At 60.0% G+C, this 23707-nt stretch carries 20 protein-coding genes, 1 tRNA gene and 2 pseudogenes; 11 read left to right on the forward strand and 12 right to left on the reverse strand.

Going from position 1 to position 23707, the window contains the following annotated elements:
* Positions 1-7 precede the first annotated feature (7 nt).
* From BS630_RS05975 to BS630_RS05985, 3 genes are all read left to right on the forward strand, one after another.
* On the forward strand, positions 8-1507 hold the full coding sequence (locus BS630_RS05975; protein WP_077976648.1) for an inorganic phosphate transporter: 1500 nt from the start codon (positions 8-10) through the stop codon (positions 1505-1507).
* A 16-nt stretch (positions 1508-1523) separates the two neighbouring features.
* Positions 1524-2261 carry a 16S rRNA (uracil(1498)-N(3))-methyltransferase gene (locus BS630_RS05980; protein WP_077976649.1) on the forward strand — a complete coding sequence of 246 codons (738 nt, stop codon included), beginning with the start codon at positions 1524-1526 and terminating at the stop codon, positions 2259-2261.
* Between the two features lie 147 nt (positions 2262-2408).
* Positions 2409-3782, forward strand: coding sequence for a glutamate--cysteine ligase (locus BS630_RS05985; protein WP_077976650.1), 1374 nt, complete (start codon positions 2409-2411; stop codon positions 3780-3782).
* 63 nt (positions 3783-3845) lie between these two features.
* Here the strand turns inward: BS630_RS05985 and BS630_RS05990 are convergent, their stop codons facing one another.
* The gene (locus BS630_RS05990) at positions 3846-4730 is read right to left on the reverse strand and encodes a hypothetical protein (RefSeq protein WP_077976651.1); all 885 of its coding nucleotides are present in this window, start codon (positions 4728-4730) and stop codon (positions 3846-3848) included.
* 196 nt (positions 4731-4926) lie between these two features.
* On the opposite strand from BS630_RS05990, the gene BS630_RS05995 reads away from it, so the two are divergent.
* On the forward strand, positions 4927-5793 hold the full coding sequence (locus tag BS630_RS05995) for a DUF937 domain-containing protein (RefSeq protein ID WP_077976652.1): 867 nt from the start codon (positions 4927-4929) through the stop codon (positions 5791-5793).
* A 255-nt stretch (positions 5794-6048) separates the two neighbouring features.
* On the opposite strand, the gene BS630_RS06000 is transcribed toward BS630_RS05995, so the two are convergent.
* Entirely contained in the window at positions 6049-6360 is a 312-nt protein-coding gene (locus BS630_RS06000; RefSeq protein ID WP_017959118.1) for a YjiS-like domain-containing protein, read from the reverse strand.
* Between the two features lie 213 nt (positions 6361-6573).
* Here BS630_RS06000 and BS630_RS06005 point away from each other — a divergent pair, with 213 nt between their 5' ends.
* A complete protein-coding gene (locus BS630_RS06005) occupies positions 6574-7530 on the forward strand; it encodes a LysR substrate-binding domain-containing protein (protein WP_032999350.1) in 957 nt (318 codons plus the stop codon).
* A 4-nt stretch (positions 7531-7534) separates the two neighbouring features.
* Here the strand turns inward: BS630_RS06005 and BS630_RS06010 are convergent, their stop codons facing one another.
* The 5 genes from BS630_RS06010 to BS630_RS06030 all read right to left on the reverse strand — a co-directional run bounded on the left by BS630_RS06010 (position 7535) and on the right by BS630_RS06030 (position 12284).
* The gene (locus BS630_RS06010) at positions 7535-8176 is read right to left on the reverse strand and encodes a TetR family transcriptional regulator (protein WP_077976653.1); all 642 of its coding nucleotides are present in this window, start codon (positions 8174-8176) and stop codon (positions 7535-7537) included.
* Positions 8177-8391: 215 nt separating this feature from the next.
* The gene (locus tag BS630_RS06015; RefSeq protein ID WP_077976654.1) at positions 8392-8808 is read right to left on the reverse strand and encodes an MAPEG family protein; all 417 of its coding nucleotides are present in this window, start codon (positions 8806-8808) and stop codon (positions 8392-8394) included.
* Positions 8809-8970: 162 nt separating this feature from the next.
* Positions 8971-9525 carry a hypothetical protein gene (locus BS630_RS06020; protein ID WP_077976655.1) on the reverse strand — a complete coding sequence of 185 codons (555 nt, stop codon included), beginning with the start codon at positions 9523-9525 and terminating at the stop codon, positions 8971-8973.
* A 2-nt stretch (positions 9526-9527) separates the two neighbouring features.
* Positions 9528-11012, reverse strand: coding sequence for an IMP dehydrogenase (guaB, locus tag BS630_RS06025; protein WP_025393298.1), 1485 nt, complete (start codon positions 11010-11012; stop codon positions 9528-9530).
* Positions 11013-11291: 279 nt separating this feature from the next.
* The gene (locus tag BS630_RS06030; RefSeq protein WP_077976656.1) at positions 11292-12284 is read right to left on the reverse strand and encodes an MBL fold metallo-hydrolase; all 993 of its coding nucleotides are present in this window, start codon (positions 12282-12284) and stop codon (positions 11292-11294) included.
* A 260-nt stretch (positions 12285-12544) separates the two neighbouring features.
* On the opposite strand from BS630_RS06030, the gene BS630_RS06035 reads away from it, so the two are divergent.
* Entirely contained in the window at positions 12545-13969 is a 1425-nt protein-coding gene (locus BS630_RS06035) for a DHA2 family efflux MFS transporter permease subunit (RefSeq protein WP_077976657.1), read from the forward strand.
* A gap of 12 nt (positions 13970-13981) precedes the next feature.
* Here the strand turns inward: BS630_RS06035 and BS630_RS06040 are convergent, their stop codons facing one another.
* From BS630_RS06040 to BS630_RS06050, 3 genes are all read right to left on the reverse strand, one after another.
* The gene (locus BS630_RS06040; RefSeq protein ID WP_077976658.1) at positions 13982-14365 is read right to left on the reverse strand and encodes a VOC family protein; all 384 of its coding nucleotides are present in this window, start codon (positions 14363-14365) and stop codon (positions 13982-13984) included.
* A gap of 158 nt (positions 14366-14523) precedes the next feature.
* A complete protein-coding gene (locus BS630_RS06045; RefSeq protein WP_077976659.1) occupies positions 14524-15243 on the reverse strand; it encodes an RlmE family RNA methyltransferase in 720 nt (239 codons plus the stop codon).
* A 14-nt stretch (positions 15244-15257) separates the two neighbouring features.
* Positions 15258-16826: a Ppx/GppA phosphatase family protein gene (locus BS630_RS06050; RefSeq protein ID WP_077976660.1), complete on the reverse strand. Its 1569-nt coding sequence runs from the start codon at positions 16824-16826 to the stop codon at positions 15258-15260.
* Between the two features lie 243 nt (positions 16827-17069).
* Between BS630_RS06050 and BS630_RS06055 the strand changes: the two genes are divergently transcribed.
* From BS630_RS06055 to BS630_RS37835, 4 genes and pseudogenes are all read left to right on the forward strand, one after another.
* A tRNA-Gln gene (locus BS630_RS06055) sits at positions 17070-17143 on the forward strand.
* Positions 17144-17626: 483 nt separating this feature from the next.
* Positions 17627-18001: a hypothetical protein gene (locus BS630_RS06060; RefSeq protein ID WP_143529400.1), complete on the forward strand. Its 375-nt coding sequence runs from the start codon at positions 17627-17629 to the stop codon at positions 17999-18001.
* A gap of 6 nt (positions 18002-18007) precedes the next feature.
* The gene (locus BS630_RS06065; RefSeq protein WP_077976662.1) at positions 18008-19981 is read left to right on the forward strand and encodes a caspase family protein; all 1974 of its coding nucleotides are present in this window, start codon (positions 18008-18010) and stop codon (positions 19979-19981) included.
* 462 nt (positions 19982-20443) lie between these two features.
* Positions 20444-20770: pseudogene (locus tag BS630_RS37835) on the forward strand (DUF6361 family protein); the annotation flags it as partial.
* Between the two features lie 230 nt (positions 20771-21000).
* On the opposite strand, the gene BS630_RS06075 reads toward BS630_RS37835, so the two are convergent.
* Positions 21001-22557, reverse strand: a complete 1557-nt coding sequence (locus tag BS630_RS06075; RefSeq protein ID WP_077976663.1) for an ISL3 family transposase — start codon at positions 22555-22557, stop codon at positions 21001-21003.
* Positions 22558-22895: 338 nt separating this feature from the next.
* Between BS630_RS06075 and BS630_RS37840 the strand changes: the two genes are divergently transcribed.
* Positions 22896-23441: a hypothetical protein gene (locus BS630_RS37840; RefSeq protein ID WP_167383823.1), complete on the forward strand. Its 546-nt coding sequence runs from the start codon at positions 22896-22898 to the stop codon at positions 23439-23441.
* Between the two features lie 47 nt (positions 23442-23488).
* On the opposite strand, the pseudogene BS630_RS37845 reads toward BS630_RS37840, so the two are convergent.
* Positions 23489-23689, reverse strand: a pseudogene (locus BS630_RS37845) (restriction endonuclease); the annotation flags it as partial.
* Positions 23690-23707: the final 18 nt, after the last annotated feature.

A 23707-nucleotide genomic window follows, 5' to 3' on the forward strand; every position in this document is an offset into this window, starting at 1 on the left:
AAAAAGAATGCCGCCACGTCCCGCAGTCCTCACGAAACGAACGCTCGACAAAGACCTCGACAAGATCACCCATGCCGAGGACGCTGCGAAGCATGTTTTGCGGCGGCTGGTGCCGCCTGGTCTCGGGCTGATCTTCGTTGGTCTGGCCATGCTCTTTGCCGGCGTCTACGTGTTCGACCAGCCGGGAGCGATGCTCGTCATCGCGGCGGCGGCCCTTGCCGGCTACATGGCGATGAACATCGGCGCCAATGACGTGACGAACAATGTGGGTGCTGCCGTCGGCGCGCGCGCCATGACGATGGGCCAGGCACTCATCATCGCCGCGATTTTCGAAGTTCTTGGCGCCACGGTGGGGGGCGGCGAGGTCGTCAAGACGATTTCTGCAAACATCGTCGATGCCGTCCAGGTGCCGCCGGCAATGCTCGGCTGGATCATGATGGCGGCACTGACGGCAGCGGCCCTCTGGATCAACCTCGCAACCTGGATGAACGCACCGGTCTCCACCACCCACGCGATCGTCGGGGCGGTGATCGGCGCCGGCATCTCAGCCGTCGGGCCGGAGCCGGTGAACTGGCGGGTGATGCTGGAGATCACCGCGAGCTGGATCACCTCGCCGCTGATCGGCGGGCTGATCGCCGCCGGGTTGCTTTATCTCGTCAAGACCCTGATCGTCTATCGCGACGACAAGATCGCAGCCGCGCGGCACTGGGTGCCGGTGCTGGTGGCGGTGATGGCCGGCGTTTTCATGTCCTATATGGTGCTGCAGCTGTCGCCTATCGGTCGATTTCAGCCTTCCACCATCATACTCATCGGGATCGGCATCGGGCTGGTAAGCTGGCTTATCGCCCGGCCGCTCGTTCTCGCCCAAGCGCGGGATCTCGAAAACCGCAACAGCTCGCTGCGGACGCTGTTCCGATTGCCGCTCATCGGCTCGGCGGCGCTGCTGTCCTTCGCGCATGGCGCCAACGACGTTTCCAACGCGGTCGGGCCGCTTTCGGCAATCGTCCATTCGGTCGGTATCGGCGGCAGCGGCGGCGTCGGGCATCCGCCGCTCTGGGTCATGCTGATCGGCGCCGTCGGCATCTCCGTCGGCCTGCTTCTCTTCGGGCCGCGTCTCATTCGCCTGGTCGGCGAGGAGATCACCAAGCTCAATCCGATGCGGGCCTACTGCGTCGCGCTGTCGACAGCCTTTACCGTCATCGTCGCCTCCTGGCTCGGCTTGCCGGTCAGCACCACGCATATCGCCGTCGGCGCCGTCTTCGGCGTCGGCTTCTTCCGCGAATGGTACACGCGCCATTCGAAGGCCCGCATCGCCTATATAAGGCGCAAGGCCGAAAGCTTTGATATCGACGAGCCGGAAGAGCCGAATATCCACGAGACACGGCGGCGCTATCTCGTGCGCCGTTCGCATTTCATGACGATCATCGCCGCCTGGATCGTCACCGTGCCGGTTTCGGCAGCGCTTGCGGCAATGATTTATTGGGTTATGTTCGCGCTCTTCGTCTGAGATCCCGAGTTTTTAAATGCGCGCCAATTTCCGTATGCAACGGCTTTTCGTCGAAGCGCCGCTTTCCAGCGGCGCCGTCGTGGAGGCGAATGCCGATCAGTTCAACTATCTCGCCAATGTGCTGCGGATGGAGGAAGGTGGAGAGATCCTGCTCTTCAACGGCCGCGATGGCGAGTGGAAGGCGACGCTTACCTTCCCCACGCGCAAACGCATATTTTTGACGGCAACCGAAGAGACGCGGCCACAGCCGCTGCCTTGCGACCTGCACTATCTCTTTGCGCCACTCAAGGTCGGCCGCATGGACTACCTCGTGCAGAAGGCAGTCGAAATGGGAGCCGGCCTGCTGCAGCCGGTCATGACCCAACACGTCCAGGGCAAGATCACCAATCTCGACAAGCTGCGCGCCAATGTCGTCGAAGCGGCGGAGCAATGCGGCATCCTCGGCATTCCCAATGTGGCCGAGCCGGTGAGGCTTCTCGAGCTGCTCGACCGCTGGCCGAGCGGGCGCCGCATCATCTATTGCGACGAGGGTGATGCCGGGCAAAACCCGCTGCCGGTGCTGTCGGCGATCAGGGAAAGACATCTCGCTTTGCTCGTCGGGCCGGAAGGCGGCTTTTCGGAAGAAGAACGGGCGCGGTTGCGAAGCCTTGATTTCGTTACCGCCATTCCGCTCGGACCGCGCATCCTGCGAGCCGATACGGCAGCTGTTGCGGCCCTGGCGGTGGTGCAGGCGGCGATCGGCGACTGGAAGTGACCTCGAAAACGGGTTGACATGGAAATCGGCGCTATTTTTTTGATGCGTCGTTGAAAGAATTTCACTTGCAACATAGGTGGCTTGGGTCCAAATCACCCTTCCAATTGCCCGGCCCCCTGGGCGCATTTCCGAATACAGGTATCCCGCATGGCCCGCGACACTACCGACCAGACACCGCTCTCTTCGGTCCAGGATCTGACCGATTATATCGCCGCGGGCAACAAGCCGCGGGAGCGCTTCCGGATCGGCACCGAACACGAGAAATTCGCCTTCTTTCGCGCCGACAACAGCCCGGTTCCCTATTTTGGCGATGCCAGCATTTCGGCCCTCCTGACCGGCCTGCAGAAGAAAAGCGGCTGGGAGCCGATCACCGACGGCGGCAACATCATCGGCCTTGCCGAGCAGAACGGTATGGGCGCGATCTCGATCGAGCCAGGCGGCCAGTTCGAACTCTCCGGCGCACCGCTCGAGACGATCCATGAGACCTGTCGGGAATCAAACCAGCATCTGGCGACGCTGCGCGAAATCGCCGAGCCGATGGGCATCCGCTTCCTTGGCATCGGCGGCAGTCCGAAATGGACCTATGCGGAAACCCCGCAGATGCCGAAGTCACGCTACGAGATCATGACCCGCTATATGCCGAAGGTCGGTACCCAGGGTCTCGACATGATGTACCGCACCTGCACGATCCAGGTGAATCTCGACTTCTCCTCGGAAGCCGACATGCGCAAGAAGATGCGTGTCTCGATGAAGCTGCAATCGCTGGCGACCGCGCTTTTCGCATCCTCGCCCTTTACCGAGGGCAAGCCGAACGGGCTGCTCTCCTGGCGCGGCGATATCTGGCGCGATGTCGACAACCGGCGCGCCGGCCTGCTCGATTTCACCTTCCGCGACGATTTCGGCTTCCGCGACTATGCCGAATGGGCGCTCGATGCGCCGATGTATTTCATCGTCCGCGACGGCCGCTATCACGACTGTACCCATGTCACCTTCCGCCAGTTCATGAACGGCGCATTGAAGGGCGAGGTCGCCGATCCGGCGCCGACGATGGGCGACTGGACGAACCATCTTTCGACACTCTTCCCCGACGTGCGGCTGAAGCGTTTCCTCGAAATGCGCGGCGCCGACGGCGGCCCGTGGCGGCGCATCTGTGCCTTGCCGGCCTTCTGGGTCGGCCTGCTCTACGACGATGCGGCACTCGAGGCCGCCGACGAACTGACCAAGGATTGGAGCTTTGCCGAGATCGGTGCGCTGCGCAACGCCGTTCCCGCCGAAGGGTTGAAGTCGCAATTCCGCGGACATCCGCTCTTCGACATGGCGCGCGAGGTAATCGGCATATCAAGGGCCGGCCTCAAGGCGCGGGGCAGGCTCAACCGGGAAGGCCAGGACGAGAGCATCTTCCTGGCGCCGCTCGAAGAGGTGCTCGCCAAAAAGGCGACGCTCGCCGAGGATCTGCTGTCGCTCTATCACGGCCGCTGGCAGGGCTCGGTCGAACCGGTGTTTGAGGACTATCAGTACTGAGCCTGAGCCCCTGAATTCCCTGAATCGGAATCGATTCAAGGAATATGCAGTAGCAAGCTGTGGTCACGGCGCCTTCGCGCGCTTCCTGGCTTCGCGCGATCTGGCCGTGCGACGGGCGGGCCTCAGTTCCTCGATCGTCGGCAGCCACCACTCGGCGTCTTGAACTGGCGGCGTCTTCGCAGGCCAGGTGTGGACGAGTTCTTCCAATGTGGGGACCCGCCAATATCCCCAGACGTGATCCTCGGTCACGCCGGGATAGAAGTCCGTCACGACGTTCGGGTCGACCAGTTCACCTGAGATTTCGGTAAAGACGACGATTCCATAGGCGGTGACCACAGGCCGTCCTATCGGCGGCAAGTCGCCGCTCTGAAGCGGGTAGCGATGACGCTTTCGTTCCGCAGAGCGGAGCTTGCTGCGCACATCCTGTTCGGTCCCCTTGCGCTCCTCGGCTCGACGTCGTCTCTCCTCCGGCTCGTTTCTGCGCGCCGCCGCCTCGATCTCCGGCCACCGGCGTGTGAGTTCCTCATAGGACCGGAAGGGAACGTGCCATAGCTTGAGATCGCCGTCCCATCGCGAGAATGGCACCTCGCGCAACTCGTCGACGACGGTCTTCGAGTACGGCGTGCGGATTCGAAAACCCGTCTTGCCAAGTTCAAGATATGGACTGTCGATGGGATCGAAGGCGAAGGCGTCGCGGCCCTTCGCATCCGCATGGGCGTCGGCTTCGGCCTCCATCTCGGCAAGCCATCGTCCGATGCGGCGGGACGCCGTCCGCCCGGGAACGAACCAGGCCTTGCGGGTATCACTCCAGCGGGCACGGGGGAAGCGTCTTCGGAATTGCTCGACCGTCATCCTGTCGTAGGGAAAGGAAATGTCGGCGCCCGGCTTCGCACCGTCTTCATTCGGTGGCGGCTCGTCGTGACCAGTGGAGGATTTGGTTTCGGCCATGGAAGAAGAACGCCGGCGCGCAGGGATCGGTTTCCGGTGAGGATAGCATATAGGCCGACGGAGAGTGACGGCCGGCCGTCGTTATCGCCGCTTTCGCCTCATCAGGCTAAGTTCTTATGGCAAAAAGCCGTTTGCGCATTGCCATTTCCGGTTATAGTGGCGTTACAACGCGCACGACCGGGGGAAAGGGACTTCCATGCTGCCACTCTTCGACATGATGATGCAGGCGCAGAACGGCGCGGCGATGGAGGCGATCGCCCGGCAGTTCAACCTTGCGCAGGAACAGGCGACGAAAGCGATGGCGGCGCTGATGCCGGCCTTTTCCGCCGGGCTGAAACGCAGCACCAGCAATCCCTATGATTTCGTCGGGCTGATGCAGGCGGTTTCCTCCGGCAATTACGCGCGATATTTCGAGGATATGAACCGGGCGTTCACGCCGGAGGGTATTTCCGACGGCAACAACATCCTTGCCCAACTCTTCGGCTCGAAGGAGGTTTCGCGCGCGGTCGCTGCCCAGGCGGCGCAGATGACCGGGATCGGCCAGGACATTTACAAGCGGATGCTGCCGGTGCTGGCCGATACGCTGATGGGCGGGCTCTTCAAACAGACGACCGGCCAGATGGCCTCGCCGGTCAACCCCTTCGTCAACACGCCGATGGGCGAGACCATCCAGAAATGGCTTGAGAGTACCGGCTTCGCGCCGAAGCCGGCCCCGGAGCCTAGCGTCTTCGACAATCCCTTTACGCAGGCGATGCAGCAGATGTTTTCCGTGCCGAAGCCTGCCCCAACGCAGACGCCGAACCCCTTCCTCGACAATCCTTTCGCCAAGGCCTTCCAGGAGATGATGGGCGGACTCGGCCAGCAGCCGGCGGCCACGACCAAGGCCAAGGCCAAGACGCCGGAGGGGCCGAAGGAAGAGGCGAAGGTCAATGCCGACAGCTATACCGAGATGCTGAACGCCATGTTCGACAGCGGGCTGGAAGTGCAGAAGAACTACCAGCGGAACCTGGAAGCGATCTTCGAAACCTATCGGCCGAAGCCTTCCTCGGAAAAGAGCGAATAGCGCACTAAAGCGCGTCGCGATCTTTCAGATTCGCTTGCCACGCTTTAGGTCCTTGGTTTCTCGCATGTCGTTATCGCACAACCGCGACACACTTTTGCGCGACATGCTTTAGATTTTTGCGCATGTCGTTATCGCAAAACCGCGACACACTTTTGCGCGACATGCTTTCGCGCATAAAAAAACCCGGAGATGGCTTGGGAAAGCCGATCACCGGGTCAAGCGGCAGGGCTATTGGCTATCACCCTGCGGGGAAACTTAACGCTCCTGCTCCTCGTAGGAGCGCAAGAACGACGACAGGCGCCAGCGATTGCGCGCCGAGCGCGTCAGATGTTCCGACGGGTCCTCGAAGAAGGTCGACGCCAGGAACGCGGAGGTCAGGTCGGCCCTGCTAAGGCCGATATCCCTCAGCTGAGCGTCGCTCAGATCGTGCAGCGTGTTGATCTCCATGCGATTGCGGAACCCGCGAAAGAGGGAGGTCAACGGTGCGAGGCCTGCTGCCAGACGTTGGGAAAACGTCGGGGTGAGCTTGCCGCAGTCGAGTTCTATTGTTCTGTCTGTCATCCGCATGGGACTCTCCTTTCTTTCGATTTCTTTCAGGCGCGCAACAACCCACCCCTCCCGCAAGCTCGCACGGGAAGGAGCAAGGCTGAATTGGCTCGGACAGGCAGGGTGTCTGTCCTTCACTTTGCTTGATTTGCATCCCGAAGATGCCAAAGACCTATTGATCAGTCCAACGAATGTTTCTAATGATTATCATCAGCTATCTTTATGGGTGAAAACATGTCCGCGCCTCTTGATCTCGACCAATTGCAGACTTTCATCGCCATCGTCGATTCCGGCAGCTTCACCAAGGCCGCCGACAGGGTCTACAAGACCCAATCGGCCGTCTCCATGCAGATGCGCCGTCTTGAGGAGCGCATCGGCAAACAGCTGTTCATCAAAGACGGACGCGGCAATCGGCTGACGGTCGAGGGCGAAAAACTGCTCAACTATGCCCGGCGCATCATTCGCCTCAACAATGAGGCGATTGCTGCTTTCGACGACAACAGGCTGGAGGGGATGCTGCGCATCGGTACGCCGGACGATTATGCCGACCGCTACATGCCCGAAATCATCGGCCGCTTCGCCAAGACGCATCCAAATGTCGAGCTCTATATCGTCTGCGAGCCCTCGGTGGATCTGGCCGAGCGCATGCACAAGGGCGAACTCGACATCGCGCTCGTCACCCACAATCCGCGCGAGCGCATGTCAGATGTGGTGAGAACCGAGCCGCTCTGCTGGGTGGGCTCGGCCAACCATCCGATCCGTGACGACGCCCCGGTGCCGCTTGCCGTCGGCCGGCGCGATTGCCAGTGGCGCCAGCTCGCCTGCTCGGCGCTCGATGCTGTGGGACGCGAGCACCAGATCCTGTTCACCAGCTGGTCCTGCACTGTCGTTGCCGCTGCCGTGCTTGCCGGCATGGCGGTTTCGGTGATGCCGGAATCGGCGCTGCGGACAGGCATGAAGGTGCTGAGCCAGGCAGACGGTTTCCCGGCGCTGCCGCCGGTGCAGATCGGAATCATGAAGCGGCCGGGCGTTTCACTCTCGCTGATGAATGCGATCACGGCACATATCACCGCCTGCCTCGACAATATCACGCCTACTGTCGCCGACGACAGCCTGGAGGCAGACGTCAAATCCGCCCAGGCGCGCCTTTATCCGCGGCTGAAGGCGGCCAATATGGTACCAAGCTGGTAAGAGTTCAGGCGGCGCGGGGCACGATCGTGGCAAAAAGGGAGGCGCGGATCACGCGCTTCCACTCATCGAGCATGCGCCGCGCCAGCGCCTCTTCACTGACGGCGGCAAGTCGAATGACGGCGCCGATCAGGTGGCTGAACAGGTAAGTGCGCGCATACATGTCTTCGTCGCAAAGGTCGGGAGCCAACTGACGCACGGCGTCATGGAAGATGCCGGCGACGTGACCGCTATGTTCGATATTCAGCTGCAGCAGATCCTGATCGGTCTCCGTTCCCATCCAGACGCCGAGATAGACGGGATCGTTGTGGTAGGAATCGTAATACCAGTCGATGGTGGCGCAGACGCGGTCGAGCGCCTGGTCGAGTGAGCGTACGTCGCTAAACATCGCCGCGGTCTTCGCCTGGATCGCCGAGGCATGCTGATCGAAGAGCGCTTTGACGATTGCCGCCTTCTCCGGGAAATACTGGTAGACCGAACCGATCGGTACCTTGGCGGCGATGGCGAGTTCCGTCATCCGCATGGCGCTGACGCCCTTTTCGGCGATGATCTTGGCGGCGGCGGCGAGAATGAGGTCCAGCCTCTGGATGCTGCGCTCCTGCTTCGGCTTCCTGCGCAAGCCGATCCGATCCATGCTTTCCGCGCCCATGTCGTTCCCATTCTTTTTGTTCGCGGCGGAAGGCATATGCCAGCCAGCGCGTCGAGCCGATATGACATGCAGGTCTTCATCCGCGGTAAATGGAAACGTTCGTATTTTAACGACTGGAAAAAGCGGGTTTTATCGCGATTTCAGGCTGCGATTCTATCGCCACACAACCAGATCCAAGCGGTCTGGTCCGTATGACGGTTGATAGGCCTGCCGCCTCACCCCATCGCCATCCATATGGCGAGCCAAACCCACATGGCGGCGAGCACCAGGTAACCCGCAGCGAAGATCGGACTGCGATAGCGCAGGTCGTTGCTCGTGACGTGGATGACGGCATGAGCGTAGCGCAGGGCAACGAAGCCCCAGGCAAGCCCGACGGTGACGATATTGTCGGCGTCCGTGATATAAAGAAGAACGCAGCAGGCGTAGAAGAGCACAGGCAGTTCGAACTGGTTGGCGAGGCAGTTCTTGATTACCTGGCTTTCGGCCGGCTCGCCACGGTTTTCGCGGTAATCCGATTTCGCGATGCTGCCGGCGCGGACCATCCTGGCGCGACGCATGCCCAGAAGCGCATAAAGACCATAGACCAGGGCCACATGGGCAAGCAGTGGCCAGAAGATTTGATAGCCGGTCATATGTTGGTCGTTTCCTTTCGGCTTCCGCTTTCGACGCGAGCATTAGCCGAAAGGGGAGCTGGATACCAGCATAGGGCAACGCCCCATCGGCACCTGCGTCGCTAAGGCACGTCGGCGCAGGTGTCCCGGCTTTTCGACATGGAGCTGGATGGAAACGGCGCCTCAGTCCTGGCGCGAAGAGAGCCAGCGCATGACGGCGAGCCGGGCGGCGACGATGAAGCAGATGGCGAGGCCTGCGAATTTCAATCGCGTCATCCAGGGCAGCAGGTACGTTGCAAGACCTGCATACGCGCCGTTGCCGAAGGCGATGAGGCTCGAGATATTCTCGCCATAATCGGCGATGCCGTAGATGAACGGCAGCAGGTAGACCGCCTTGCTAATGACCGGATGGACCGATTGGCCGAACCACGAACTGACAGGACCGAGCTTGAGGAAGGCGAGGAACAGCAGCGCCGTCAGCAATGCCGGAAAGATCAGCTCCGGCCCGAAATACATGGCGCGCAGCAGCCTGGTCGCCGTCTCGTTCTCATCAAGCAGCTGCTGCATGTGGAAGACCGCAGACTCGTCGTAACCGGCGAAATAAGTATCGAGCACCGCCTGGCCGGTTTCGTGCTTGAAGGGAACGACGAAGCCGAAGGTCGTCCAGGCGAGCACGGCAAGGCAAAGGGCTGCGAGCAGCGCGACGATCCAGAGAGGAATCCCGCTGCCCGCCTTCATGATCAGAGGCCGGCGCCCGGATAGTTCGGGCTCTCGCGGGTGATCGTCACGTCATGGGCGTGGCTTTCGCGAAGACCGGCACCGGAGATGCGCACGAAAGTCGCCCGCTCCTGGAAATCCTTGAGGTCCTTGCCGCCGACATAACCCATGGCCGCCTTGAGGCCGCCGGCGAGCTGGTGGATGACGCCCGAGACCGGCCCCTTGTACGGCACCTGACCTTCGATGCCCTCAGGCACGAGCTTCAGCGTGTCGCGCACTTCCGCCTGGAAGTAACGGTCTGCCGAGCCGCGGGCCATGGCGCCGACGGAGCCCATGCCGCGATAGGCCTTGAAGGAGCGACCCTGGTAGAGATAGACCTCGCCCGGGCTCTCATCGGTACCAGCAAGCAACGAGCCGATCATGACGGCGGAAGCGCCTGCGGCGATCGCCTTGGCAAGATCGCCGGAGAACTTGATGCCGCCATCGGCGATAACAGGCACGTCCTGGTCATTTGCGGCCTGAACCGCCGACATGATGGCTGCGAGCTGGGGAACGCCGACACCGGCAACGATGCGCGTCGTGCAGATCGAACCCGGACCGATGCCGACCTTGACGGCGTCCGCGCCGGCATCGATCAGCGCCCTGGTGCCGTCATAGGTGGCGACATTGCCGGCCATGATGCGCACCGAGTTGGAAAGCTTCTTGACGCGGGCAACCGCATCGAGGACGCGCTGCGAATGGCCGTGGGCGGTATCGACGACCAGAAGGTCGACGCCGGCCTCTATCAATCGCTCGGCGCGCTCGAAGCCGTCGTCACCGACGCTGATGGCGGCGGCAGCGCGAAGCCTGCCCTGCGCATCCTTGGAAGCGTTCGGGTTCAGCTGCGACTTCTCGATGTCCTTGACGGTGATGAGGCCGACACAGCGGCCTTCGGTATCGACCACCAGCAGCTTCTCGATGCGATGCGAATGCAGCAGGCGCTTGGCCTCCTGCTGATCGACGTTTTCCTTGACGGTGACCAGATTGTCCTTGGTCATCAGCTCATGGATCTTCTGTTCCTGATCGGAAGCGAAGCGGACGTCGCGGTTGGTCAGGATGCCGACGAGGCGGCCGGACTTCTCCACGACAGGGATGCCGGAGATGCTGTAGGATTTCATGAGCCCGAATGCATCGGCGAGCGTCGCATCGGGGCCGATCGTCACCGGATTGACGACCATGCCGCTTTCAAACTTCTTCACTTGCCGGACCTGCTCGGCCTGTTCGATCGGCGTCAGGTTGCGATGAATGACGCCGAGGCCGCCGGCCTGGGCCATGGCGATCGCCAGGCGGCTCTCGGTGACGGTATCCATGGCGGATGAGATGATCGGGATGTTGAGTTCGAAATCCCGGGCGATGCGGGTGGAGATATTCGTCTGGCCGGGCATGACCTCGGAATGTCCCGGCTGCAGCAACACGTCGTCGAAGGTAAGCGCGTCGGCGCCGGTTGCCGTTTCAATGATGCGTGCCATGGCCAAATTCCTTCGTTTAATAAAAATGCGACCCTGTCCGGAAACGAATCGTCCGCCCCGGCGGTCTGCATGGGTTGCTTGGAAGTTGGCGAGGGCTGGTAACACGTCTATGACAGGAAGGAAATAGCAAAAAGCCCGGCATGCCCGCCCGGCTCGGCATGGGTGCCATGCGCCAGGAGCATTTCGGGAAAAACGCTAAGCGTTTTTCTGTCCAGAATTCTGTAAAAACAATATGTTATAGCGGTTCAGCGCTTCCGTGAAAGGCTGAACCGCTTCGGATTAGATGTCGAACTGATAGGTCTTCGGTACGAAGCGATAACCGCCATCCTGCCTCTCGACGAAGCCGACTGCCGGGAATGGCATGTGATAACCAAGGAAGGCGATCTTTTCGGTGGCGATCATCTCAAAAACCTTGCGGCGGGTGGCGGCTGCCTGCGTCTTGTCCATGTCGAAGCGCACCTCCCAATCCGGCCGCAGCAGCGACAGGATATAATGGTTGGCGGTATCGCCTGTGAGCACAAGGCCCTTGCCCTCGGATTCGACGTGGAACACCATATGGCCCGGTGAGTGGCCGGCCGCCAGCATCGCCGTTATGCCGGGTGCGACGCTATCACCGTCCTTAATAAAAGTGGTCTTCTCGGCGAGCGGCACGACATTGGCGAGCACCGCCTTGTGGCCGCCCTCGGCAGGTGTGCCCTCACGTGCCTTGTCCGACCAGAAATCATATTCCGCCTGGCCGACGATATAGCGGGCATTCTTGAAGGCAGCCGCGCCGTCTTCCATCAGACCGCCGATATGATCGCCATGCAGGTGGGTGAGCGCCACGATGGTGACATCCTCAGCCGAATACCCCGCCGCCTTCAGGCCTTCGGCAAGCTGGCCGGCGCCGCGTACTCGGCCGCTCGCTCCGAAGCCGGTATCGATGAGGATGACATCCGAACCGGTATCGATGAGAGCTGGCGTATAGCCGTTCAGGAACTTGTCAGCCGGCAGGAAATTTGCGGAGAGCAACGCCTTGACCGTTTCGGGATCCTGATTGGTGCCGAAGGTTTCATAGGGTTTTTCTGAGATGTTGATGCCGTCGCGGACGACGGTGAACTTATAGGAACCGAGCTTGAATTGATCGATCTCAGGCAAAGGTGTGCCATCCATATTTCGATTTTCTCCAGTCGCGGCCGCTTCGGCCTTGTCTCTAAAAATTGCCGGAGCCGCAGCCAAGCCAAGGCCTGCGGCAAAAAGCGTGCGCCGCTTCATTCGCGTCGAAATTGCCATGTATCCATTCTCCCATGACGTGCAGTCTGTCGCCGCACGGCCCCGATGACATTTCCGGCCGGATTTGTTGCCCCGGCCGGGTAAACATATGTCAATGTTGATAGGCGACGTTGTCGGGCAAGCCGTCTCACGCAGACGTGAAGCAAACGTGTCATCGACCCGAATTGGAACCCGGATTCGGGGATTGGCAGAACCCGAAACTGGGACTAAAGAGCACGGGCCTTCCCACCTCCCATCCGCGCCCCTCAAGGCTCCCGCCTATGAATCGCATCGTCCCGCTGATCCTTGCCGTCGCTCTTTTCATGGAACAGATGGACTCGACCGTCATTGCGACGGCGCTGCCGGCGATCGCGGCAGATCTCAATGTCGGGCCGATCACGCTGAAGCTGGCGCTGACCTCCTACATGGTGGCGCTTGCGGTGTTCATCCCGGTCAGCGGCTGGATGGCCGACAGGTTCGGCGCCAAGAAGATCTTCCGCCTTGCCATCTCGGTCTTCGTCATCGGCTCGATTTTCTGCGCAATTTCGTCCAACCTCGTCGAATTCGTATTTGCCCGCTTCCTGCAGGGCATGGGCGGCGCGATGATGACGCCGGTCGGCCGCCTCGTGCTGGTGCGCACGACGCAGCGCAGTGATCTGGTCTCGGCCATGGCGCTGCTCACCATCCCCGCGCTTGTCGGGCCGCTCACCGGCCCGCCGCTCGGCGGCTTCATCACCACCTATTTCAGCTGGCACTGGATCTTCCTGATCAACGTGCCGGTCGGCATCCTCGGCATCTGGCTTGCGACGATCTTTCTGCCGGAGGTGGAAGCGACGGCGCCGCCGCGGCTCGATGTCACCGGCTTCGTGCTGACCTCGCTTTCGGCCGCGGGCGTCGTCTTCGGCCTGTCGGTGGTCAGTCTGCCGGCCCTGCCCCCGATCATCGGCGTCACCGCCACCTTGATCGGCCTCATCTGCGGCGTGCTTTACGTGCGCCATGCCAAGCGGCATCCGGCGCCGATCCTCAACCTCAATCTGTTCAAGAACCCGACCTTCCGGGCCTCCACCTTGGGCGGCATGCTCTTTCGCATTTGCGTCGGCGCCATGCCCTTCCTGACGCCGCTGATGCTCCAACTCGGCTTCGGGCTGACGCCGTTTCAATCCGGCCTCATCACCTTTGCCGGCGCGATCGGGGCAATCACCACCAAGTTCATGGCGAAACGCGTCTTCGCAGCCGCCGGCTTCCGCACGACGCTTCTCGGCGCCGCCATGGTGACGACCCTGGTGACTGTCGTCACCGGCCTGTTCACGCCGTCGACGCCGCATCTCGTCATCATCGGTGTGCTGCTGCTCGGCGGCTTCTCCCGCTCCTTCATGTTCACCGGCGTCAATGCGCTTGCCTTCGCCGATATCGAAGATGCGGAAGCCAGCCAGGCGACATCGATGAGCTCGGTGATGCAGCAGGTCAGCCTGGCGCTCGGCGTTGCGGTCGCCGCCGCGATCCTGGAGAGCTCGATCTATTTCCGCGGCGAAGCGCTGCAAGTGGCCGATTTCCACCTCGCCTTCTATATCATCGCCGGACTGACAGTGATTGCGACCATTCCCTTCATCCGGATGGACCGCAATGCCGGCGCAATCGTTTCCGGCCACCGCTCGAAGGCAATAAAGGCGGCAACGGTTGAAGCCGAACAGCAGGCGGTGAAATAGGCAGCCGCTAGACTAGTCCGGGCTTTCGCAGACGGCAGAGAGCTTGTTGCCGTCGAGATCACGGATATAGGCGGCATAGAAATGGGCGTGGTAGGAGCGAAGGCCGGGCTCACCCTCATCCGCAGCGCCTGCCGCGATCGCCGCTGCATGGAAGGCATCGACATCGGCCCGCGTTTCGGCCGCCAGCGCCACCATGGCGCCATTGCCTGAGGTCGCCCGGCGGTGATTGAACGGCGTCACCACCCAAAAGCGGCAGCGCGTATCGCCCTCGGCGGAATAGCCGATTTCCTCTTCGGAAGAGCGTTGGCGGCGATAGCCGAGGGGAGATAGCACGGCATCGTAAAAATGCCCTGCGCGATAAAGGTCGTTGGTTCCGAGCGTGACGTAAAGAAGCATGGGATTAGCGGTTCAAATCATGAGAGCGCCGCGCGTCCTTTCGGACACGCAAAGGACGCGGCAACGCTTTCCATTGCTGCCTATCTTATCCTTAAATCGATCCCGACTTAAGGAATTATGCAGTCGATCGCCATCATCCTTCAGGACGGGCCCGAAGATCAAGCTTCTTCTGCTTGGCCTTCGGCCTTGCGCCCCTTGAACCCCTTGGCCAGCAGGAACATCTCGACCGATTCGGCGCGCGACGAGTTCGGCTTGACATGGACGACCTGGCGGAAGTTCTGCTTGAGCATGGCCAGCAGCTCACGCTCGGTACCGCCCTGAAAAGTCTTGGTGAGGAAGTGCCCGCCTTCCCCCAGCACTTCGACGGCGAAATGGGCCGCGACTTCGCAGAGATGCATGGTGCGCAGATGATCGGTGCGGTGGTGGCCGGTGGTGGGCGCCGCCATGTCCGATATCACAAGGTCGGGTGTGCCGCCAACGGCCTCCAACAGCTTTTCCGGCGCACTGGGATCGAGGAAATCGAGCTGCAGGATCTTGACCCCCGGCAACTGGGTCATTTCAAGGAAATCGATCGCAGCCACACGAATATCATCATCTGTCGAGCCGGTGACCTTGGCGGCGATCTGCGACCAGCTGCCGGGGGCAGCGCCGAGATCGATGATGCGCCTGGCGCCGCGCAGGATGTGATGTTTCTCGTCGATCTCCAGCAGCTTGAAGGCGGCCCGGGCGCGATAGCCTTCGAGCTGGGCGCGCTGCACATAGGGATCGTTGATGTGGCGCTCCAGCCATTGGCGGGAGGAGGCCTTCATCTTCTTGTTCTTGACGCGCTGGCCGAGCTTGCGGCCGGTGCGGTTTCCCGCGATCGGTGCCTTGGTCATGCCTATTCCTTATCTCACGATCTCACGCGCTGGCCGCGGCGGTTGCGATTGCGCCGCCACACGCCGTCATCGGCCATCATGTCGGTGAGCAAGCCTTCCCTCAAGCCGCGATCGGCAACGCGCATGCGCGGGCTCGGCCAGCGGCGGCGGATCGCCTCGAGAATGGCGCAGCCGGCCAGCACCAGATCGGCCCGGTCAGGCCCGATGCAGGGATTGGCGGCACGGCTTGCGAAATCCCAGGAGAGGAGCTTTGCCTGCATGGCGGAGACCTCATCGTCGGACAGCCAGATGCCGTCGACCTTGCGCCGGTCATAACGCGGCAGGTCGAGATGGACGCCGGCAAGCGTCGTCACCGTGCCGGATGTGCCGATCAGGTGAAAGTCGCCGGTCTGGGCGACCTCGATCTCCGGGCAATCGAAGCTTCCAAGCATGCCTTCGACTTCACGCACCATGCCTTCGAAGGCCTCCGGCGTGACGTCGTGCCCGCCATGGCGCTCCGACAGCGTCACGACGCCGACCGGCAACGAGGTCCAGTGGGTGATGTGATTGGCAAGGCGGCTGAAGCGATTGTCGCCGATGCGGATGACAGCGATCTCCGAAGAGCCGCCGCCGATATCGAAGAGCACGACGGAGCGCGTTTCGCGACCGACCAGCGACGAGCAGCCGGAGACGGCAAGCCGCGCCTCTGTCTCCCGATCGATGATCTCGAGCTCGAGGCCGGTTTCGGCAACGACCCGGCCGAGGAAGTCCTCGCCATTGACGGCCTGGCGGCAGGCTTCGGTGGCGATCAGCCGCATGCGGCGGATCTGCCGGTTCCTGAGCTTGGAGGCGCAGATCCTCAGCGCCTCGATCGCCCGCTCCATCGCCTCGTCCGACAGACGGCCGCTTGCCGCAAGGCCTTCGCCGAGGCGCACGATGCGGGAAAAAGCGTCGACGACGCGGAATTGACCCGGACGGGTAGGCTGGGCAATGAGGAGACGGCAATTGTTGGTGCCGAGATCGAGGGCGGCGTAGAGCTCCTCCGGCCACGCATGTTCGCCGGCCGGACGATCCCCCTGATGCCCGGAATGGGAATCGCTTTCCGGGCGGGTCCTGCGGCTGGCGCTTGCGCCATTCAGTGTTTCACGCAGTTCGGCCCTGATCACCGTTTCTTCTGCGCGGCGTTCCTGCTGCTGGGTACCTGATGGTTTTGCCGGTGTCAGCGGCCGGCCCTGCAGACCGCGCTTGCCGCGGTGTTTGCGGCGGTTGCGACGGCTCGGCGCTGAATCGCTATCGGCGCGGACAGCATTGCCTGCCGCTGCCGTCTGTTCGATTGCCGGGGGGAGAGGTGAACCGTCCTGCACGGTGCCATGGCCGCCACGACGGCGACGCTTGCGCTTGCGGGCCGGATTCCCGGCTGCATCTTCCATCGGGCGCGCAGGCTGTCCGACACCGCCGGAAGGCTCATGCGAAGCGGGATGAGCCGCGGTGCGGGATTGCCCGCCACGCTTGCCCTTGCGGCGCCTGGACTTCTTGCCGTCCTTGCGCCCTGCCGCCGACGCCCCGTCAAATTGCGGCTTTGCGCCGCCTTCGGGGTCTTCCACGTTATTTTTCCACCGCGCCGCGCAAGTCCTGGGATATGCAGCAGGCGCTCATTCGATTTTTGCGTTGCGGCAAGAATATCAGCGCCCGCCGAAATCGCCAAATTCTTTTTTGGACCAAGGGATTTGCAGCGGTTTCACCTTTCCGCGGCAGCACCGATTTTTTTCAAAACAGCTATTTGCAATCCGCCGGCTTTTGGTTATAAGCGCCGCACAGCAGCCGAGCCACGCTTCGACGGCACCTGCTGGGGAATAGTTCAATGGTAGAACGACGGACTCTGACTCCGTTAATCTTGGTTCGAATCCAGGTTCCCCAGCCAAACACTCTTTTGCATTATTTTCCAAATACTTAGCTGACCCTACTTTTGGGCAGCCGGAACAGTTATCCGCATCACTTTTCCGGATCACCGTGGGGGTTGTCACGATGAAATTCATCGATTGTACTTCTGAGGACGGGACTCATTTCTCAGTTTCGCTATGCCTGCAATGCGCCAGGAGCCGCCATCTGCATTTTCCCGAGCTAACGGCTGGTTCCGATCCCTTGCAGACCATCCCTGAAGAGATGGTCAAGGGAAAGTAGTGCCCCCACAGCGGACGATCACGATCTGAATTCGCTTTCGGGTTAGCGGATATCGGACAGCATATACGCGCGCGGCATGATCGAACCTCGGAGGCCGGCAAGCGGCCTCATTTGGATCAAAAAGCCTTTCGAGCCACCCACAGGACCCACCAAAATAGTTGCTTAGGTGTGTGTTTGATGCAACAATATCTTTTTACGAAAGCGGATTCAATTGGAGCAGAAAGTGATCAAATTTCAGCTTAATTTGCATTCCGCTGATTTGAGCGAAGCGGAGATCCGCGCGGTTTCGAAGCAGTTTGTCAGGGGATTGGATGCCTTGACTGGCGTTGAGGTCGAAGTCGAACGAACTGAACCTGAACCCGGCTCTAAAGGGGTTGGAGAAGTCCTCGAACGCTCGTGGGCAATTCTTAAGGACTCTAACCTAGTATCGAGCGTAGTAGAATATTTGCGGGACTTTCTCCTGCGCGAAAAGACTCTTTCGCTAATTATTCGACTTCCCGATAATAAATCGGTAGAGCTCAGTTCAAAGAATCTGAGCGAGGAGAATCTCAAGAGAGCCGAGCGTATGATAACTTCAATTCTCCGGCATCAACCCTGATCTGACATGCCCGAAAAAGAACGCCGGATTGCATTGCTCTTGGCTTCGGACGACTACCCCGACGAAAGGGAGACCTTTCGAGACCTGATCTGCCCTGCCAACGATGTAAATGCGCTGAAATCCGTGCTGTCGGCACACGAGTTTGGTGATTTCGACGCTGTGGAAGTACTGTATCGCGCTACTTCTGCGGATGCGTATGAGAGGATTGAGACGCATCTTCATGAGTGCGGTCCAGACGACCTATTTCTTTTGTACTATTCTGGCCACGGCTGGACGGATCGCGAAGGACAGCTATTCCTTACTTTCAAGAATTCAAAGCTTAGAGCTTTGAGAGCAACCTCCATTCCATTTGACAATCTCAAGCTATCTCTGGTCGATCCAGCCGTCCGTGTGCGGCGGCAAGCAATAATACTGGACTGTTGCTATGCCGGTGCAGTAAATAAGTCCTTCTACAAGGGCGGTGCAGCGGCGCATGACATGGAGCGCCTTGTCTCCGATGCTCAGGGAACGGTAATTTTTGCAGCGTCGGATGCATTCCAGACTGCCAAAGAGGGCGAAGACGGACTAAGCGTCTTTACTAAGCACTTTGTCGAGGGGATCACCACCGGTCACGCTGATCCCTCCGGAGAAGGCCGAATAACGGCGACGGGGATGGCGAACTATCTGTCCAAGAAGGTCCCAAGCGAAAATCGACAACGTCCGCGTTTCTTCGGCATTAACACCAGCGGCGAAATCATTCTAGCGCGTGGCCGTGCGGTGTCTGTTGTCACGGGTCCAATGGTCGCGGAGAGCCGCCTTGAAAGGCTCATCCGAGAACTTGGGTCGGAGATAGACGATGACGTCCTCAGCGCGCTGGATCGTCTCGCGTCTATGGGCTCTGAAGCCGCTACGGCAACCGCCTGTATTTTAGCACTAGAACGACGAGAAGGATCAGCTGTAATCCGTCAAGCCGCCCTGAGAGCGCTCTTAAGTATTGACACCACAGCCTTCGATCAGTCTGTTCGAGAAATGCTCAAGGGCGGCCGGTCTGACCTAGATCAAGCTATCCAGTTCGCCGAAAATAGTTCGTCACATGGCTTGTCAGATGACACTATATATGCCGCAATTTCCGTAGCCGGCAGCCCCGCAGGCAATGCTCCAGCAGCTCGGCGCTTGCTTTCGGCACTCGGAGACCGCACGATCGTGCCGATATTGAAAGCAATGGACGCCGCAAATGCAAACCGATCTCAGTTCGAGAACCTTCTTCCTCGCGCCTTAGAGATCAATTTAAGCGAACAGACCATCGCCGACTTGACTGACCTGATGCAACGTGTCGGTCCGAAGACACTTTGGCACATTTGTCAGTACCTAGTGAGGCTCGCGCAAAGGTACCCTGCCGTCACGACAGGTGCATTCAACCTTTTTAGACATGGAGACACACAACAGCGGAATGTATTACGCGAGTTTTTCTTAAGACAACCAGAACTGGATTCGGATGTTCTTCAGGGTCTAATCGCAGAGGACTTCTGTGAAGACGATCTGATATTTGTGCTTTCGCTCCCATACCGATCCGGACCGTGGATGCGGCATGTGACGCGAGAGCTAATACGGACCAATCGGAAAAATCTCCTTCCCATGTGGCTCCTCCGGCTAGAGCCAACAGAGCTAGACGAAGAACTACTGGCTAGCCTTGTAAGTAGAGGCGTTGAGCCGTGCGAACTTTTCATTCGCCTAGCAATTGTATGTGGTAGACGCAGCGATCTGTTGAAAGAGGCCCTATGGGCGTCAATTAAACACAAGAGAATTACTGTTCGGATGCTAGCGATTAAGGCTCTTGTTCTCCAGGAATTGGCCTATTCAGAAAAAAGGCACATTATAAGAATTGTAAAACACGAAATACCTAACCTAAGTTTTGATGAATCGAGGATAGGCGCTTGGAGCAGGGCGCGGCGGATTTCCATGGCTAACCGTACGCCGTTGGCAAGTAGCAAGGCTGAGTAAGGTAATCTCTCTGGTCGTCCCGATGGACGAGACGAACGGCAAAGTTCCACCCACTGCGATCCTTCCGGATCATCTAGATGTGGGTCCGCTTTGGCGAAGGTTTTTCGATGGGCCGCGGTGTGGGCGCGACTTCGGCCCGCGTTGGAAAACCTCCCAAGGAGGAAGCCGCGGGAGGCGGATACCGGTGTTTATGGGGAAAGTGCGTGCGTTTGGCTGGTGGGGTTGGCCGAGGGACTGGCAGCTTTCGGCAAACGAGTATGGAATAGCTGCCGCCATCTTAACAAAAATGTGATCCACTCGAGTGCAGCAACAAGCCTGCTTGCCTGCACCGAAACAATTCGTTCTAAAGCTCAATTTAGGAACGCAGCCAAGGCGAAGTTCATCACCGCGACAGGGGGCCGCGTGTCATCATTTGGGTTTACGTTTCTGTCTCGCAAGGCGTTGGGCCAAGCCGAACAAGCCATGCTGGGTGGAGCGGCCGGTGTACGGGATGAGGTTGGATTTCTGATCATCCACCAACGTTATGCGGACCATTTTTTTCCCGGCACATCCGTCCTGCATACACGACTGCGATATGCGCTGCTCATACCTTGGTTATACCAATCCCTTCGCGAGAAACGTCCGGCACCCAAGGACTTCGCAAAGGCTTTCATTGATCTCGAACATGATCTGACCGGACGCCTTCAGTTTACGGAAGAAGGCGGAGAGAAGGACGGTGTGATCGGCGGCGAAGTCTACCCACGTCCCATCAGTCAGCCCCCCGCCTATGTCTATTGGACGGCCCTTGCGAGATGGGGACTGATCGGGACACGACCGGAAGGCCGCCCATGGAGTCGTGCGGATATGGCAAAGCTGCTGGCCGCCACAGCAAAGCGCTCACTTCAGGATGATGATGGGAAGCCGTTCGACACCGTCACATGGCCAATCGCCGGTATGGCCCACTGTCAATCGGCGTCCAAAATTCACCCCTTATCGGCATCCAATTTTGGCTCTGACGCAGTTTTGGTGGTGATGGATTTTTATTCCGTGCCGATGACGCGGGCCTGGAGGAGGTCAATCTTTCCGCGGCCATACATCTGGCGTTTCACCAATTTGAGCTTGGTGATCTGCCCTTCGGTCTGGCCATTCGACCATGGCGACGTGATCGCGGCGCTGACGGCTGCACGGTCCTTGACGACGCCGTTAGCGAAGGACGCGACCAAGCCTGTTCGAGCTTTCTCCAACCATGGATCGAGATCAGTGATGGATTTCTTGCGGATCATCGTCTGGAAGGCGGCGATCGCTTCCCGCGCCTCAACGAGCAGCGGCACGCCGTCTTCAATCGCCGCAACCGTCACGGTCTCAGATTTGGAGAGATCGTCGCGACCGATGGTCATAAGACGCGCGATGGTCTTGGCCGAGGGCGCTCGGTTCAAGGTGCCGTCATCGACCTTTTCCGCTTTTCGGCGGCGTGTGGCCCATTCGGTGACAACGCGAAGGCAGCCGCGGAACCCTTGGCTCTTGAGTTTCCGCCACAGCTCTGTCCCATTCCGATGTCCGGCCGCCCATTGAGCGTCAAGCCACGGCAGATGGAGTTCGAGCGAGTTCTCGCGGACGCGGAAAATATCCGACCGTTGACCACGCAACACGCATCGGACCAAGCCGCGACTGTACCCGGTCTGGCGCACGATCTCCTTGATTGCGGCCCCCGACTTGGCCAGATCGAGAATGGCGGCGTTGGTGTCTTCGCGGCGAAGATATCCCTCGTACTGGATGCGCTCGGCGGCAGTCAGCAGCTCTGGATTGATCGTGGCCGCTCCGATCGCGGTTCGGATCGGGTGCATGGATTTTCGCACCGCATCGAGGAATGCCCGGCTGGCATTCTCCATCAAGTGCCAGCGGTCAGCGACCTGGGTCGCCTGTGGCAATGCCTTGGCTGCAGCCGTCGCGTAACCACCGCCGCGGTCGCGGGCGATGATGCTGATCTGAGGTTGGTCCGAGAGCCAGGCCTGGGCCGTCGACGGCTCCCGATCTGGCAAGAGAGCAATGGTTTTGCGCCGTTCCAGATCGCAGATGATGGTCCCATAGCGTTGGTTACGTCGCCAAGCCCAATCATCTATCCCGATGACGGTCGGCGGGACAAAGCGCGGGCTTCCACGTCGCCGCACGACGCGTAGCAGCGTATCGTTGCTTACGGGCAGCATGAGCCTTTTGGCAAAGGTGGCCGCTGGCCTGCCACCCAGAGCAAGTCCGAGATGATGGACGATGTGGTCGAGCCTGGCAGTTCGCCGCGACGAAGGCGCGAGAACGTCCCCGTCAAAGCGCTCGGTGAAGATTCGCCGGCCGCACAACACTGCGTCGCAGTGGAATCGTCGCGCATCAATGACAAGCCGAACAGGCTTTCCCACCAACGGCAGGTCAGCCAAGCGTCGTTGATATCGACTGTGGATTCGTTCCGACCTTGTTCCGCAGACCGGGCAAAGGCTTGCTGTGCTCGCCGGACGAATTGCGATCAACATGACCCCGTCATCAATGGCTGTATTGTAGACTACAAAGCCGCGAGGAACGAGCGTCGACGACCGGAGCGAATGACCCATGGTGCTGATTCCTTATGTGAAACCAACATCAGCCAGCACTTGATTTCATCAAAAGTGAGTCAGAGCCAAAATTGCACGCCGGAACACACCTTCACGAAGGCAACGAGGTTGATGGTACTGTTAGTCATTGATCGCTCCTGCGCTTGCATCGATATTTCATTTATAGCGAGCGACAGTTGGGGCAGCTGAACTCCCTACGACCTGCCTTCTGGAGCATCCGGAGGCTGAGAGCGCGCTCTTGGCGCAACTCTTGGAGATGGTGCGCGTGTGACACTCGTCATGATTGACATCGACCGCCGTCGCGTGTCTGATTTTCTCATCAGGTGATGGAGGGAGCTGTGGGGAAAAATAGCTACAATGGTGGTGGCACGATTGTGCATCCCGGCAGCAGCTTTTTCAGTTATAAGGGCGGTCCCGGGCGAAAGAGAAAGCCGGCAGATGGAAGTGACACCCCCGGGCCAGCAAAGCCGGGAAGCATTTGCGACTTTGGCCCATTGCGCCCAAAACGGCGAAAGGTTGTCGAAGTCCTCATCAAGCCGAAGCGCCGGACCGTCGAAGAGGTCCAACAAGCCGAAACAAGGCGGCTCAGGGCTACCGCGACGGATCTCATCGCTCGGGCAGAAAACCTTGCTCGGCAGAAGGACGCACGGATAGCTGATCTGAAGAAACAATTGGCTATTGCGCAGCGAGAGGGTGAGACAATCAACGTAGCTCTCGGCTTTGCACGCGGGATCAACCTCGAAGGCAACCATATGAAGGAGGCGAGTGACAAGCTCGAACTTGTTCTGCGTCCGCTGTTCTCTGGCACGTCGAAGGCGCAAGCCAAATCAGCGAAGAAGGCAGCCCGACGCAAGAAGACGTCAGGTAGAGTGCGCCAGGCATAGTCGCGGGCCGGTTGACTGAACGTCGAAGTGGTGACGAAGACGCCTTTGGTGGCACCTAGACCCACGAGGCTACCGACGAAGCCATTGACGTCAGGGCGGCCGACCGGATTGCCCGGAGCATAACGCTTCGCTTGCACATAGATGCGGTCTAAGCCAAGGCGATCCTCGTTCAAAATCCCGTCTACTCCACCATCGCCGGTGCGTCCGAGTTGGGCAGCGGCATTTTTATGGCTGCCGCCGTAGCCCATGGACACCAGCAGATCGAC

Source organism: Rhizobium laguerreae, from assembly GCF_002008165.1.
GTDB lineage: Bacteria > Pseudomonadota > Alphaproteobacteria > Rhizobiales > Rhizobiaceae > Rhizobium > Rhizobium laguerreae.

Coding starts and splice junctions, on each gene's coding strand:
- BS630_RS06045 (WP_077976659.1), bottom strand. CDS start 15,243: ATGACCAAGGCACCGATCGCGGGAAACCGCACCGGCCGCAAGCTCGGC.
- BS630_RS06005 (WP_032999350.1), top strand. CDS start 6,574: ATGTCCGCGCCTCTTGATCTCGACCAATTGCAGACTTTCATCGCCATC.
- BS630_RS06065 (WP_077976662.1), top strand. CDS start 18,008: ATGCCCGAAAAAGAACGCCGGATTGCATTGCTCTTGGCTTCGGACGAC.
- BS630_RS05980 (WP_077976649.1), top strand. CDS start 1,524: ATGCGCGCCAATTTCCGTATGCAACGGCTTTTCGTCGAAGCGCCGCTT.
- BS630_RS06030 (WP_077976656.1), bottom strand. CDS start 12,284: ATGGCAATTTCGACGCGAATGAAGCGGCGCACGCTTTTTGCCGCAGGC.
- BS630_RS06000 (WP_017959118.1), bottom strand. CDS start 6,360: ATGCGGATGACAGACAGAACAATAGAACTCGACTGCGGCAAGCTCACC.
- BS630_RS06075 (WP_077976663.1), bottom strand. CDS start 22,557: ATGGGTCATTCGCTCCGGTCGTCGACGCTCGTTCCTCGCGGCTTTGTA.
- BS630_RS06015 (WP_077976654.1), bottom strand. CDS start 8,808: ATGACCGGCTATCAAATCTTCTGGCCACTGCTTGCCCATGTGGCCCTG.
- BS630_RS05990 (WP_077976651.1), bottom strand. CDS start 4,730: ATGGCCGAAACCAAATCCTCCACTGGTCACGACGAGCCGCCACCGAAT.
- BS630_RS05975 (WP_077976648.1), top strand. CDS start 8: ATGCCGCCACGTCCCGCAGTCCTCACGAAACGAACGCTCGACAAAGAC.
- BS630_RS05985 (WP_077976650.1), top strand. CDS start 2,409: ATGGCCCGCGACACTACCGACCAGACACCGCTCTCTTCGGTCCAGGAT.
- BS630_RS06035 (WP_077976657.1), top strand. CDS start 12,545: ATGAATCGCATCGTCCCGCTGATCCTTGCCGTCGCTCTTTTCATGGAA.
- BS630_RS06010 (WP_077976653.1), bottom strand. CDS start 8,176: ATGGGCGCGGAAAGCATGGATCGGATCGGCTTGCGCAGGAAGCCGAAG.
- BS630_RS06040 (WP_077976658.1), bottom strand. CDS start 14,365: ATGCTTCTTTACGTCACGCTCGGAACCAACGACCTTTATCGCGCAGGG.
- BS630_RS05995 (WP_077976652.1), top strand. CDS start 4,927: ATGCTGCCACTCTTCGACATGATGATGCAGGCGCAGAACGGCGCGGCG.
- guaB (WP_025393298.1), bottom strand. CDS start 11,012: ATGGCACGCATCATTGAAACGGCAACCGGCGCCGACGCGCTTACCTTC.
- BS630_RS06020 (WP_077976655.1), bottom strand. CDS start 9,525: ATGAAGGCGGGCAGCGGGATTCCTCTCTGGATCGTCGCGCTGCTCGCA.